A 13,355-nucleotide genomic window follows, 5' to 3' on the forward strand; every position below is an offset into this window, starting at 1 on the left:
GTAATCTATGAGTACCCGTTTTTTTCAGGAACAGTGCGAATTATCGTGAACTGAGGTTCAGATAAGGGAGAAAAGATGAAGCAGGCACTTCGTGTAACCTTAGGTTTTTTTGTACTGCTGTGGGCGGCGATGCTGCACGCGGAAGTACGCATTGAAATTACGCAGGGCGTGAATACTGCGCGTCCTATTGGTGTGGTTCCTTTCCAGTGGGCCGGTCCGGGCGCTGCACCAGAAGATATTGGTGGCATCGTCGCAGCAGACTTGCGCAACAGCGGTAAATTCAATCCGCTGGATCGCTCGCGTCTGCCGCAGCAGCCGACCAGCGCGCAGCAGGTTCAGCCTGCCGCGTGGAGCGCACTGGGTATTGATGCCGTGGTGGTGGGTCAGGTTACCCCGAACCCGGATGGCAGCTACCAGATCGCCTATCAGCTGGTTGATACCGGTGGTGCGCCTGGTACGGTGCTGGCACAGAACTCTTACAAAGTGACGAAGCAGTGGTTGCGCTATGCCGCACACACCGCCAGTGACGAAGTGTTTGAGAAGCTGACCGGTATCAAAGGTGCCTTCCGTACACGTATCGCCTATGTGGTGCAGACCAACGGCGGTCAGTTCCCGTATGAGCTGCGCGTATCGGATTACGATGGCTACAACCAGTTTGTGGTTCACCGTTCACCAGAGCCGCTGATGTCGCCGACCTGGTCACCAGACGGCAGCAAACTGGCTTACGTAACCTTTGAAAGTGGCAAATCGGCGCTGGTTATCCAGACGCTGGCCAACGGTGCTATTCGTCAGGTTGCCTCGTTCCCACGTCATAACGGCGCACCGGCCTTCTCGCCGGATGGTTCTAAACTGGCTTTCGCTCTGTCGAAAACCGGTAGCCTGAACCTGTATGTGATGGACCTGGCATCAGGTCAGATTCGTCAGATCACGGATGGCCGTTACAACAGCACTGAGCCGACCTGGTTCCCGGATAGCCAGACTCTGGCCTATACCTCAGACCAGGCGGGTGCACCTCAGATTTACAAAATTGGCATTAACGGCGGTGCGGCACAGCGTATTACCTGGGAAGGTTCACAGAACCAGGATGCGGATGTGTCAGCCGACGGTAAAACGATGGTGATGATTAGCAGCGCCGGTGGCGCTCAGCACGTCGCCAAACAGGATCTGGAAACGGGAGCCGTTCAAACGTTAACGGACACGTTCCTGGATGAGACGCCAAGTCTGGCTCCTAACGGCACGATGGTAATCTATAGCTCTACTCAGGGGATGGGTTCCGTGTTGCAGTTGGTTTCAACCGATGGGCGTTTCAAAGCGCGTCTTCCGGCAACTGATGGACAGGTAAAATCACCTGCCTGGTCGCCGTATCTGTGATGCATCTATCCCCTGCTGAGGTGGGGGATAAATATGTATGGCAAACAATATAATAGGATAAAGAAATGCAACTGAACAAAGTGCTGAAGGGTTTGATGCTGGCTCTGCCGGTTATCGCAGTGGCTGCATGTAGCTCTCACAAAAACAACAACAATGACCAGACTGGTATGGGTGCTGATGGCGCTAACGGTTCTGGCATGAACAGCGGCAACATGTCTTCTGACGAGCAAGCGCGTCTGCAAATGCAGCAGCTGCAGCAGAACAACATCGTTTACTTCGGTCTGGACAAGTATGACGTGCAGTCTGAGTACGCTCAGATGCTGGATCAGCACGCTGCTTTCCTGCGTAGCAACCCGTCATACAAAGTGACCATCGAAGGTCACGCGGATGAGCGCGGTACGCCGGAATACAACATCGCCCTGGGCGAGCGTCGTGCTACCGCAGTTAAAATGTACCTGCAGGGTAAAGGCGTGTCAGCTGATCAGATGTCTATCGTTTCTTACGGTAAAGAGAAGCCGGCAGTTCTGGGTCACGACGAAGCGGCTTACGCTAAAAACCGTCGTGCCGTTCTGGTTTACTAAGATAAGCACATGATGAGTAACTTCAGACTTCATCTCTTGAGTCTGTCGTTACTGGTTGGTGTAGCGGCCCCCTGGGCCGCTACTGCCCAGGCGTCAATCAGTAGCGTTGGCTCAGGCTCGGTCGAAGACCGTGTCACCACTCTTGAACGTATCTCCAATGCCCAGGCTCAGCTAATGCAGCAGTTGCAGCAGCAGATGAGTGATAACCAAAGCGATATCGATTCGCTGCGCGGGCAAATTCAGCAGAATACCTATCAGCTTAATCAGGTGATTGAGCGCCAGAAGCAGATCTACCAGCAGATCGACAGTTTGAGCAGCGGTAATAACGGTGCCCAGGCCAGCGGTGGCGGTGGTGATGCGACGGCAGCCGCCGCCGGTGCTGGTGCTGGAGCAGCAGCCGCTGATGCGGGCAGCAGTGCAGCTGCAGCCCCAGCCGCAGCACCGACGCAAAGCGGTGATGCCAACAGCGACTACAACGCTGCCGTGGCGCTGATTCTGGAGAAGAAGCAGTATGATCAGGCCATTACTGCGCTGCAGGCATGGGTGAAGCGTTATCCTGATTCTACCTATCAGCCGAATGCGAATTACTGGCTGGGTCAGTTGTTTTACAACAAGGGCAAAAAGGACGATGCGGCCTATTATTTTGCCACTGTGGTAAAAAACTACCCGAAATCGCCTAAGGCTGCAGAAGCGTTGTTTAAGGTTGGGGTGATCATGCAGGAGAAGAACGATACGGCGAAAGCCAAAGCGGTCTACCAGCAAGTGATCAAACAATTCCCAAACAGCGAATCTGCCAAACTGGCTCAGAAGCGTCTCGCCGGGTTGTAATTTGTGCAGCACAGACCGGATTTCGTGTGATTTCTGGTCTTGCCGCATGAAAGGTAAGCAATTGAGTCAGTTGGTGGAAAATAAGGGTTGCGCTACCCCGCTAAATCAGTAATATATGCCGCCGTTGCCGGGACATATCTTAACAAGTATCGGCAGCGCTGAAGATGGGTCGTTAGCTCAGTTGGTAGAGCAGTTGACTTTTAATCAATTGGTCGCAGGTTCGAATCCTGCACGACCCACCATCTCAACCCCAGCCGGTTCAGTGTTTTCTTCAGTTCGCTTCACAACCACGATGGGTCGTTAGCTCAGTTGGTAGAGCAGTTGACTTTTAATCAATTGGTCGCAGGTTCGAATCCTGCACGACCCACCATCTGGTAGTTCTGGTTGTAAGCCCTCATCGAGCGGGTCGTTAGCTCAGTTGGTAGAGCAGTTGACTTTTAATCAATTGGTCGCAGGTTCGAATCCTGCACGACCCACCAATGTAGAAAGGCGCCCTAAAGGCGCCTTTTTGCTATGCGCGCAAAGTGCAGGATGAGAACCTGCAGCAGGTTCGACTGAATCGCCGGGAGCGATTCAGGCTGATGCGTCAGCATCACCCGCAGGGCGAGGCCCCGGATGGGCCGAGGCATATCCTGCACGACCCACCAATGTAGAAAGGCGCCCTAAAGGCGCCTTTTTGCTTTTCGGCGTTGTAGCGGCGCGATTTATCGCGCTGTTTTCAGCCGACGTGCCACATCATAAAACCTGCGCGATAAATCGCGCCGCTACGTATCAATGCCAATCACGCGAGCTGATACGACTTCTTAACTGGCAGGCATTGTGCGATTAATCCCGCCGCTACGCCAGATATGCAACACCGCATAGCTACGCCACGGTCGCCACACCTGAGATAACAGCTCTGCTTCCTTCGCACTGACGCCGCCGAGATTATTACGAATGGCGATATCTTCTTTGGGAAACGCATCCGGCCAGCGCAGGGCACGCATCGCAATATAGCTGGCAGTCCACGGCCCGACGCCTTTCAGTGCCAGCAGCTGTTGTACCACCACATCGGGATGTACCGCGCCATTAAAGCGTAACGCGCCTGAGGCACAAGCCTGCGCCAGCGCCATGATCGCCTGGGCTCGTGCGCTGACGATGCCAAGACTGGCGATATCATCCTGCGTCGCCGTTGCCAGCGATTCAGCACTGGGGGACAAACGGGATAACTCAGGCCATGGCGTCTCCAGCGGCTCGCCAAAACGCTGCGCCACCCGGCTGCTTAAGGTGGTGGCGGCTTTGACGGTGACCTGCTGGCCGAGAATCGCCCGCACGCCCAGTTCAAAACCGTCAAATGCTCCCGGTACGCGCAGACCAGGAGAATTTGCCAGGCTCGGGGCCAGCAGAGGGTCCTGAGACAGTTGATCGGCGATACGCTGGGGTTGGGCATCCAAATCAAATAAATCGCGCAGACGGCGCAGCAGGGCGGGTAGCACCGGGGTCAGGCTGGTAGTGAATTGCACCTTCAGCGCCTGTTTCTCAGGATAATGGCTGACACGCACCCAGCCGCGACAGCCACCCAGCGCCACGGTGCGGTGATAAACGCCATCCGCCACCCATTCCACTTCCTTCATTACGCGCTGTTGCAGAAAATCGAGTATCGCGTCCCAGTCATAGGGGGGACGATAGCTGAGGCGCAGCTCGGCGCTTTCCTGCAACTGTGTGCCGGTGGCGGGGGCGCTTTCCTTACGGAGGCGGGACGGGGTCATGCGATAGCGCGCCTGAAACACATCATTAAAGCGGCGCAGGCTGCGGAAACCGCTGGCGAAGGCAATTTCCGTCACCGGCAGCGTGGTTTCGGTCAACAGCTGCTTCGCCAGCAGCATGCGGCGTGTCTGGCGCAGTTCGAGCGGAGAAACGCCCAGTTCCTGCTGCACCACGCGTCTTAGCTGGCGCTCGCTCAAACCAAACTCGGTGGCAATCTCGGCCAGCGTCTCCTGCTCTTCAAGCAGCCCCTCCTCAATACGCCGAATCAGCCGATCGGCGATGCGATGATGGCTATCAACCGGTGCGAAGCCTGGAGCCAGTTCAGGACGACAGCGCAGGCAGGGGCGGAAATGTGCTTTTTCCGCGGCTTCGGCGCTGGAAAAAAACAGGCAATTCTTCTGCATTGGCGCTTTGACCGGGCAAATTGGCCGGCAATAAATACCGGTCGATGTCACGCCGACAAAAAACAAGCCGTCGAAGCGGCTATCGCGTGAAGTCAGCGCCTGGTAGGCAATGTCGGGATCAAACATCTTCGTCTCCAGCAAATAAGCCGCATCCTCGCGCAACCCTGATGAGAAAACTGGCTGCTTTCGGACAGCTAACCAGTTTATCTGCATGACCGAAAACAGCCAGTTTATCGCGTCAAAAGTGCGATAATGCTCCCCTGATATCAAGCCGGAGGCGCACCATGTATCATGCAAAAATTATCCCGACGCCAGTCGGAGAACTCACGTTAATTGCCAGCAATAAGGGACTGTCAGCGATTCTGTGGGAAAATGAAGGTTCACAACGCATCCCGCTGAAGCCCATCAGCCGGGACGATCAACATCCGATCCTGTGTGAAACCGAACGCCAGCTTCGCGAATACTTCGCCGGGGAACGCCAGCATTTTGATCTGCCGTATGACACCGTCGGTACGGAGTTCCAGAAAAAAGTCTGGCAGGCGTTAATCACCATCCCGTTTGGTGAAACCCGTAGCTATCGCCAGATTGCCGAGCAAATTGGTAATCCGAAAGCGGTACGTGCGGTGGGAGCCGCGAACGGTAAAAACCCGCTGTCGATTGTGGCACCCTGCCATCGAGTCATCGGTAGCAATGGCAAACTGACCGGCTTTGCGGGCGGGCTGGCGGTCAAAGCCTTCCTGCTGGATCTGGAAGCCACGCCAAAAAGCTAAGCGGGTCACAGCCCGTATTTTCTGCATAAAAAAAGCACGACACTCCCGGTCAGATCCGCTATCTTGTTTAGCATATAAAACAAGATGGCGGTTATGATGCTGTCTTAATGGTCATAAAAGGCCGTTTTGTTAAATTAAGAAAACCGAGAGCCGTGTCATGAGCCTGATGTTCGATCCAGAAAGCGCGATCTATCCCTTCCCGCCGAAACCGGCGCGTCTCAGCCAGGATGAAAAAGCCTTTTATATCGCCGAAATCAAGCGGTTGCTGCAAGAACGCGATGCGGTGATGGTGGCCCATTACTACACCGATCCGGAAATTCAGGCGCTGGCGGAAGCCACCGGTGGCTGCGTGGCAGATTCGCTGGAGATGGCGCGCTTTGGCAGTACTCACCCGGCGTCGACGTTGCTGGTGGCTGGCGTGCGTTTTATGGGGGAAACCGCGAAAATCCTCAGCCCGGAAAAAACCGTGTTGATGCCCACGCTACAGGCGGAATGTTCGCTCGATTTGGGCTGCCCGATTGAGGAGTTCAACCGTTTTTGCGATGCGCACCCGGATCGTACCGTGGTGGTGTATGCCAATACCTCGGCAGCGGTGAAAGCGCGTGCTGACTGGGTGGTGACCTCAAGTATCGCAGTTGAACTGATTGAACATCTCGACAGCCTCGGTGAGAAGATTATCTGGGCACCGGACCGCCATCTGGGTCGTTACGTGACGCAGAAAACCGGGGCCGATGTGTTGTGCTGGCAGGGAGCCTGTATCGTCCATGACGAATTTAAGACCCAGGCGCTGCAACGTATGAAGGCCCTGTATCCCGAGGCGGCAGTGCTGGTGCACCCTGAATCGCCGCAGGCGATTGTCGATCTGGCTGATGCGGTGGGTTCCACCAGCCAGCTGATTCAGGCGGCGAAAAGCCTGCCGCATCCGCAAATGATTGTCGCCACCGACCGTGGCATCTTCTACAAAATGCAGCAGGCGGTGCCGGAAAAAGAGTTGCTCGAAGCCCCCACCGCCGGAGAAGGGGCCACCTGTCGTAGCTGCGCCCATTGTCCGTGGATGGCGATGAACGGCTTGCAGGCGATTGCCGAGGGCTTAGCGCACGGTGGCAGCGAGCACGAAATCCATGTGGATGATGGATTGCGTGAAGCGGCATTGCTGCCGCTCAACCGCATGCTATCCTTTGCAGCGGAACTCAAACTCAAGGTGAAAGGGAACGCCTGATGCGCCGCACCTTTCAGACAGGTGCCCGTTATGGATTTCTTTAGCACACAAAACATTCTGGTTCATATTCCTCTTGGTGTCGGCGGCTACGATCTCTCCTGGATCGAAGCGGTCGGCACCGTGGCTGGCCTGCTGTGCATCTGGCTGGCCAGCCTGGAAAAAATCATCAATTATTTCTTCGGCCTGATTAACGTCACCCTGTTCGCGGTGATTTTCTTTCAGATCCAGCTGTATGCCAGCCTGCTGTTGCAGCTGTTTTTCTTTGTTGCCAATGTCTATGGCTGGTATGCGTGGAGTCGGCAAAATGCTGCCCAGGAAGCCGAGTTGAAAATTCGCTGGCTGCCGCTGCCGAAAGCGCTGGGCTGGGGAGCCGCCTGTGTGCTGGGTATCGGCCTGATGACGTTGTATATCGACCCGGTGTTTGCCTTCCTCACCCGCATCGCGGTGAACATAATGCAGGGCATGGGTCTGCATGTGGTGATGCCACAATTGCAGCCGGATGCCTTCCCGTTCTGGGATTCCTGCATGATGGTGCTGTCGATCGTGGCGATGATTCTGATGACGCGCAAATACGTGGAGAACTGGCTGCTGTGGGTGGTGATTAATGTGATAAGCGTGATGATCTTTGCCCGCCAGGGAGTGTATGCCATGTCACTGGAATACGTCATCCTGACGTTGATTGCCCTGAACGGCTCGCGGTTGTGGATACAAAGCGCACGCGAACATGGCTCACGCGCGCTTTCTTCTTAATGACGATGTACGTGGCCTTCCAGCGCCTCATGATGATGATTGTGCTGGTCGTTGCCATCATCAAAGCACAGTTCACAATCCGGCCCGTTACAGGGCTGGTATTCCATCTGTACCGTGGCATGAGCGATTTGATAATGCGTATGCAGGTAACGATGAATGCGCAGCAATAGCGCATCATGATCGTAAGGCGGGATCACCTGCACATGCAGCGTCAGCACCGGTTTCTCGCCCACCTGCCACAGATGCACATGATGAACATTGCGCACTTCCGCGATATTCAGCGTCAGATCGCGCTTCAGCTTATCCACATTGATATTACCCGGCGCGCCTTCCAGTAACTCATGCAGGCTTTCACGCAGCAGTGACCAGGCGCTGCGCACCACCAGCAGCGACACCAGCAATGACAGAATCGGATCGATCGGCGTCCAGCCGGTCCACATGATGATCAGCGCAGCGACAATCGCCCCCACCGAACCCAGCAGATCACCCAGCACATGCAGGGCGGCGGCACGTACGTTGAGATTCTTCTCTTCGCTGCCATGATGCAGCAGCCAGAAGGAGAGCAGATTCGCCAGCAGCCCGGCCACGCCAATCGCCAGCATCAGACCACCCGCCACTGGCTGTGGCTGGTAAAAGCGCCGCAGCGCCTCCCAGACGATCAGCACGGTAATCACCAGCAGGGCGATGGCGTTAACAAAGGCGGCGAGGGTTGTCAGCCGCAGCAAGCCAAAAGTATGACGGGCATTGGGTTTACGCGCAGAGAATTGCACAGCCAGCAATGCCATCAGCAGCGCGGCGGTATCAGTGAGCATATGACCGGCATCAGCGAGCAGTGCCAGCGAGCCGGAGATCCAGCCTCCGATGGCTTCCACCAGCATAAAAAGGGCGGTAATACCAAACGCCGCCGCCAGTCGCGTACGGTTGCCGTCAGGCCCGCTGTGAGAATGGGTGTGTGCCATAACTTTCCAGTTGTTTCAGTAACCTGTTGGTTAATGATATCAGTAAATCGAACGATTCAGGTTCCAGCCGTTGCTGTTTTGCCGCATCCGTCAGTTGCTGGCAATGGGTGGCGATATCATCGATACCCAGCAACAGCCAGCTGCCTTTCATGCGATGGGCAGCCCGCGCCAGTTCTGGCCAGTTCTGGTCCTCGTGCGCCGCCAACAGGGCATCACGATCCTGCATCAGGGTGCGCTGTAACGTCTGGCAGATGCGCGGAATAAAGCTTTCGTTATGCTGAGCCAGGATGCGCAGGCTCTCTGGTAGATGGCTTAACGGGTCATGTGCCGTACGCGCCAGCAGGGGGGCGATAGCCGCCAGAGTGATGGGTTTAATCAGCAAAGCTTCATCAGGTTGTAGCGGCTGCTTCGCCAGCTGCGCATCAGCGGAACAAAGAATACGTAATGCTGCGCTGCCACGCTGACGCTGGCGGCGGCGCAGGATGCGCAGCAGAGTGAAGCCATCGGGGCGTGGCATCATCTGGTCGATAAACAGCACGTCAAATGGCTGCCTGGCATCAGCGCGCAGCAGCGCACGGCCGTCATCAAACACCTCCGCATGGATGGCAAACGTTGCCAGCTGCTGCTGCATCACCAGTAAATTGGTGGGATGGTCGTCAACGATGGCCACGCGAAGCTGTGGATAATGCGGCCAGCTGCTGGCGGCTGCTGCTGGCTCGCCATCGGCTAATTGCAGAGGCAACGTCACCTGAACAGTGGTGCCCACACCGGGTGCGGAAGTCAGGGTTAGCGTGCCGCCCATCCGCTGCACGATCTCGCGACAAATAAATAAACCGAGACCGCTGCCCTGCACCGCATGGGTTTTGCCGGAGGGAGCCTGATACCAGGGTTCGAACAGCTGCGCTTGTTCTTCCAGCGGAATGCCGCTGCCACAGTCGGCAACCATCAGCACGATGTCATCGTTTACCGCCAGCGTCAGGCGGATATCCCCGGCACGGGTAAACTTCAGCGCATTCGCCACCAGATTATTCACCACCTGTTGCAGGCGGTCGCCATCCAGCAGCACCGCCGCAGGCAGGGGGGTTAGCGCTTCCACCACCAGCTGTGGGCCAGCATCACGCATCAGGGGATGATAAAACTGCTGTTGCTGCTGCAACCAGTGCGCCAGTTCGATGGGGCGGGGCGACAGCCGGAAGCTGTGGCTTTCGATGCGAGCGTGATCCTGCAAATCATTCAGCAGCGCCATCAGCGAACGTGCACTGCTGTGCATCAGCTCCAGCCGCGCGCTGGGATGCTGCTCCTGTTCCAGCTCCAGCAGGCCGAGGATCGCCTGCATCGGCGTGCGCAGCTCATGGCTGGCAGTGGCCAGAAACTGGCTTTTCGCCGCATTGGCGCGTTCGGCTTGCTCACGTTGCAGCCGTTCACGCCGCTGTTGCAGGTAACGACGTACCAGCAATATCAGCAGCACCAGAATGGCGATGCCTGCGGCGATCAGCACCAGCAGCGGCACATTGCGCATCGTCATGGTGGTACCGGGCTGCGGTGGCATCGACCAGTTATCGCGCATCTGGCTCAGGGTTTCCGGGGGGATTTGTTGCAGCGCCCGGTCGAGTAACGCGCGCAGCACCGGTTGCTGTGCACTGATCTCCGGGGCCAGCGGCCAGGCAATATCACTGGCGGCAAACGCCAGATGGATACGATCGCCATAGTGACTGGCGATGCGCCAGCGGGCCGACAGCACATTATCCACCAGCGCATCGATCTGGCCGCTGTTCAGGGCCTGCCACAGCTGGGCACGATCGTCAAAAATCTGCGGCGTGATGCCAGCGGGCAGCATACGCTGCGCCAGGTCAGCGCGCAGTATTCCCACCCGCTGTCCCTGTAGTCCCTGCCAGTTCATCGGCTGATGCGAGGTCAGGGTATAAATGCCCCAGATGGCGCGCCACACCGGCAGCGTGGTGGCACCATCCTGCGGGGGCAGTACGCTCAGCATCACCTGTTGCTGTTGCAGCAGGGTTGCGGCTTGCTGCGGATTAGCGACCCAGCGTGGGGTAAAACGCAGCCCGGTGCTCTGGCTGAGGGCATTGAGTAAATCGATGGCGAAACCACGCGCATTGCCGCTGGCGTCACGGTAGCTCCAGGGGGCGTTATCAGTTTCGGCAGCGTAGGGGATTTCCCGATGCTGTGCCAGCCACTGCTGCTCGACGGGAGACAGCATCAGGGTTTGCGTGTCCTGATAGCGCAACAGCGGAGGGCTCCAGCGCTGCCGCACCCGGTTACTGAATTCGGCAGGCAGCAGGCGCAGCTGTTGATTCAGCCACTGGATCAACGCCGGATCGCGCGCCATCGCCCGCAAAGTAATGTCTCCAGCACCAGGATCGGCGGTGATTTGGTAAATCTGCCCCTGTTGCAACTGGCTGAGCAGAAACCCGGCGCTGGCCTCGTCGGCCACCAGATAATCACTTTGCTGATTGAACAGCGCATACAGCGCCTGGAGATCCCCCGGCAGGCTGTGCCAGCGGTGGGCACGGACAAAATTGTCCGGTAACTGGTCCAGCGTGGATTGCGCCACGGTAAGCTGTGCATTGTGACTGTTGAACATCACCGCACGCTGATTGTCCCGGTTGCGATAAATACGCACCGGACTGCTGTACCAACTGTCGCTCAGCCCGATACCGGGCGGCAGCGCAGCATGCTCGGTACTCAGCACCAGATCCACTTCGCCACGTGTCAGCGCGGCCAGTTGCTGGCTGAGGTCGGGATAGCTTTCCAGCACGAAATGGCTCCCGGTGAGCTGGCTGAGGGCGCTGAGATAATCTGCGTCGATACCCCAGATTTGATCGCCGATGCGCATCGCCCAGGGCGCGCTGTTTTGTGCTGGTAGCGCCACGCGTAGCGGTGAGGTGGGCCAGGGCGTGCTGTGCGGCGCTGGCATCATCGCGGGCAACATCACGCTGCTGGCCGGTTGTAAGTCCGCCTGTGTCAGCGTGCTGCACAGCAAGGTCAGCAGCAGGAGCCAGCGTCTCACTGTTGGGCTTTCCACAGCTCGGCCAGTTCAACCACCGATTGCACCCCGGTTTTCTCCAGAATGTTCTTTTTATGGGTGCTGACGGTTTTGTTGCTGATATGCAATTGCTCGGCAATCTGCAAATTGGACAGGCCGCGCGCCAGCAGAGCCACAATTTGCTGCTCTTTCTCCGTCAGCGGCAAATCAATGCGCTCGGGCAGGGCGGGAAAAGCCTGTTGTCCACCCAGCACCGCGAGGATGGCACTCAGTAATTGCGCCATGCTCTGGCTTTTCACCACATAACCGGCGGCACCGAGCGAAGCGGCGCGTAATAAGGTATGGCGACTCTGTTCCGCCGAGTAGATCAACACCGGGCGCTGCGGATGGTGGACCCGCAGGCGGCGCAGCAGCTCCAGCCCATCGCTATCCGGCAAGCCAATGTCGAGAATGACGAGATCAATCTCCTGCTGTTGCAGCAACTGACGCGCTCCGGCTTCATCGCTGGCAGCGAACAGCTGTAAAGGAATCGGGGATTTAGCGCAGGCCGCTTCCAGCGCGACCTCAACTAACGGGTGATCATCAATAAGCAGCAGCGCAGCCATAACCATATCCTGTCTTTTTCATTGCTTCAGCATAACGGAAAAGGGGGAGGCTGTTGATTATCTCATCCTTTCCCTGCCATATGAGTGTTAACATCGTGCGGTGTCCCTTTATTAATAACGACGAAACGCCATGAATCTTCGGGAAAATATTGTCAGCCAGTTCAGCCTGCTCTCACCAGAGTTACAGCGTGCCGCCGAGTTTTCACTGCAACATGCCAATAAACTGGTGGTGCTGTCGATGCGTGCCTTTGCCGCAGAAGGTGGCGTGAAGCCTGCCACACTGCTGCGCCTGGCCCAGCGTCTGGGCTTTAACGGCTGGGGTGAATTGAAAAACGCCATGATTGACGATCTTGGCTTACGTAATGATACATATGTATCCAAAGCGGAAAAACTGATCGCTAAAGGGACGCAGCCTGCGTTGTACGAAGAGGTGTTTCTGGCGCATCAGGCCAATCTGGCTTTCACTCAGACAGAAAATCAGCAGGCGATGCAGCAGGCCGTCACCCTGCTGGATGAGGCGGAAAACGTCTATATCTGTGGTTTTCGCGCCAGCTTCCCCATCGCCTGGTCGCTGTTTTATGTTTACCGGCTCTTCAATCGCCAGGTGTCGTTGATTGACGGGCTGGCGAGCAATATCGAAGTCTTTACCCGCGAGCTGACGGAGAAAGATTGCGTGCTGCTGACCAGCTTCGCCCCCTATTCGCGTGAATCACTGGATGTGTTGCATGCGGCAACCGAGGCCGGTACGCGTATTATCACCATTACTGACTCTCCGGTGTCCCCGTTGGCGCAGGCGGCAGATTGCACTTTGCTGTTTTCCATTGATAGCCCGTCATTCTTCCCTTCGGTGGTTTCCGGTATGGGTTTGGCGGAGTGTTTACTGGCGATGCTGGTGGCGCGACATGGCCGCGAAGCGGTCAGCAAAATCGAGAGTGCGGAACGTTATCTGATAGATTCCGGTGCCTACGTGATCCCCGGTAAATCCTGAGCAATGATTCATTTGTTTCCATCATAAGAAAATACAATGCATTTGGATCATATTTGCGTTGACGTGATTCAAATGGATCATGCAAGATGCTTCCAATCTATCGCGCAAGCGTTTTCAGGAGCAGGAAAAG

At 56.6% G+C, this 13,355-nt stretch carries 11 protein-coding genes, 3 tRNA genes and 1 other RNA gene; 11 read left to right on the forward strand and 4 right to left on the reverse strand.

Translation table 11 applies throughout. The features are described from left to right. Positions 1-75 precede the first annotated feature (75 nt). The 7 genes from tolB to HA50_RS05780 all read left to right on the forward strand — a co-directional run bounded on the left by tolB (position 76) and on the right by HA50_RS05780 (position 3,427). Entirely contained in the window at positions 76-1,371 is a 1,296-nt protein-coding gene (gene tolB, locus HA50_RS05750) for a Tol-Pal system beta propeller repeat protein TolB (RefSeq protein ID WP_084873531.1), read from the forward strand. 65 nt (positions 1,372-1,436) lie between these two features. Beyond that, the gene (pal, locus tag HA50_RS05755) at positions 1,437-1,952 is read left to right on the forward strand and encodes a peptidoglycan-associated lipoprotein Pal (RefSeq protein WP_084873532.1); all 516 of its coding nucleotides are present in this window, start codon (positions 1,437-1,439) and stop codon (positions 1,950-1,952) included. 9 nt (positions 1,953-1,961) lie between these two features. Beyond that, positions 1,962-2,780 (forward strand): cell division protein CpoB, encoded by an 819-nt coding sequence (gene cpoB, locus HA50_RS05760; protein ID WP_084873533.1) that lies wholly within the window; start codon positions 1,962-1,964, stop codon positions 2,778-2,780. A 166-nt stretch (positions 2,781-2,946) separates the two neighbouring features. Beyond that, positions 2,947-3,022: transfer RNA gene (locus tag HA50_RS05765), tRNA-Lys, on the forward strand. A gap of 52 nt (positions 3,023-3,074) precedes the next feature. Then, a tRNA-Lys gene (locus tag HA50_RS05770) sits at positions 3,075-3,150 on the forward strand. A gap of 33 nt (positions 3,151-3,183) precedes the next feature. Beyond that, positions 3,184-3,259: transfer RNA gene (locus HA50_RS05775), tRNA-Lys, on the forward strand. Positions 3,260-3,290: 31 nt separating this feature from the next. Next, positions 3,291-3,427: non-coding RNA, RtT sRNA (locus tag HA50_RS05780), on the forward strand. Between the two features lie 156 nt (positions 3,428-3,583). Here HA50_RS05780 and HA50_RS05785 read toward each other — a convergent pair. After that, positions 3,584-5,056: an AlkA N-terminal domain-containing protein gene (locus tag HA50_RS05785; protein WP_084873534.1), complete on the reverse strand. Its 1,473-nt coding sequence runs from the start codon at positions 5,054-5,056 to the stop codon at positions 3,584-3,586. A gap of 158 nt (positions 5,057-5,214) precedes the next feature. Between HA50_RS05785 and HA50_RS05790 the strand changes: the two genes are divergently transcribed. The 3 genes from HA50_RS05790 (at position 5,215) to pnuC (ending at position 7,669) form a co-directional block, all read left to right on the forward strand. Then, the gene (locus HA50_RS05790) at positions 5,215-5,700 is read left to right on the forward strand and encodes a methylated-DNA--[protein]-cysteine S-methyltransferase (protein ID WP_084873535.1); all 486 of its coding nucleotides are present in this window, start codon (positions 5,215-5,217) and stop codon (positions 5,698-5,700) included. Positions 5,701-5,857: 157 nt separating this feature from the next. Beyond that, positions 5,858-6,919: a quinolinate synthase NadA gene (nadA, locus tag HA50_RS05795; protein WP_084873536.1), complete on the forward strand. Its 1,062-nt coding sequence runs from the start codon at positions 5,858-5,860 to the stop codon at positions 6,917-6,919. Between the two features lie 30 nt (positions 6,920-6,949). Beyond that, positions 6,950-7,669 (forward strand): nicotinamide riboside transporter PnuC, encoded by a 720-nt coding sequence (gene pnuC / locus HA50_RS05800; RefSeq protein ID WP_084873537.1) that lies wholly within the window; start codon positions 6,950-6,952, stop codon positions 7,667-7,669. On the opposite strand, the gene zitB is transcribed toward pnuC, so the two are convergent. From zitB to HA50_RS05815, 3 genes are read right to left on the reverse strand one after another with little or no spacing between them, the layout of a single operon-like run. Further along, on the reverse strand, positions 7,666-8,628 hold the full coding sequence (zitB, locus tag HA50_RS05805) for a CDF family zinc transporter ZitB (protein ID WP_084873538.1): 963 nt from the start codon (positions 8,626-8,628) through the stop codon (positions 7,666-7,668). The two genes, pnuC and zitB, sit on opposite strands and share 4 nt — an antisense overlap. Next, positions 8,597-11,656 carry an ATP-binding protein gene (locus HA50_RS05810; protein WP_244193561.1) on the reverse strand — a complete coding sequence of 1,020 codons (3,060 nt, stop codon included), beginning with the start codon at positions 11,654-11,656 and terminating at the stop codon, positions 8,597-8,599. The genes zitB and HA50_RS05810 overlap by 32 nt, the downstream gene beginning before the upstream one ends. Next, entirely contained in the window at positions 11,653-12,237 is a 585-nt protein-coding gene (locus HA50_RS05815; RefSeq protein WP_084873540.1) for a response regulator transcription factor, read from the reverse strand. The genes HA50_RS05810 and HA50_RS05815 overlap by 4 nt, the downstream gene beginning before the upstream one ends. A 130-nt stretch (positions 12,238-12,367) precedes the next feature. Between HA50_RS05815 and HA50_RS05820 the strand changes: the two genes are divergently transcribed. Further along, entirely contained in the window at positions 12,368-13,225 is an 858-nt protein-coding gene (locus tag HA50_RS05820) for a MurR/RpiR family transcriptional regulator (RefSeq protein ID WP_084873541.1), read from the forward strand. Positions 13,226-13,355 lie beyond the last annotated feature (130 nt).

This window comes from Pantoea cypripedii, from assembly GCF_002095535.1.
Taxonomy (GTDB): domain Bacteria; phylum Pseudomonadota; class Gammaproteobacteria; order Enterobacterales; family Enterobacteriaceae; genus Pantoea; species Pantoea cypripedii.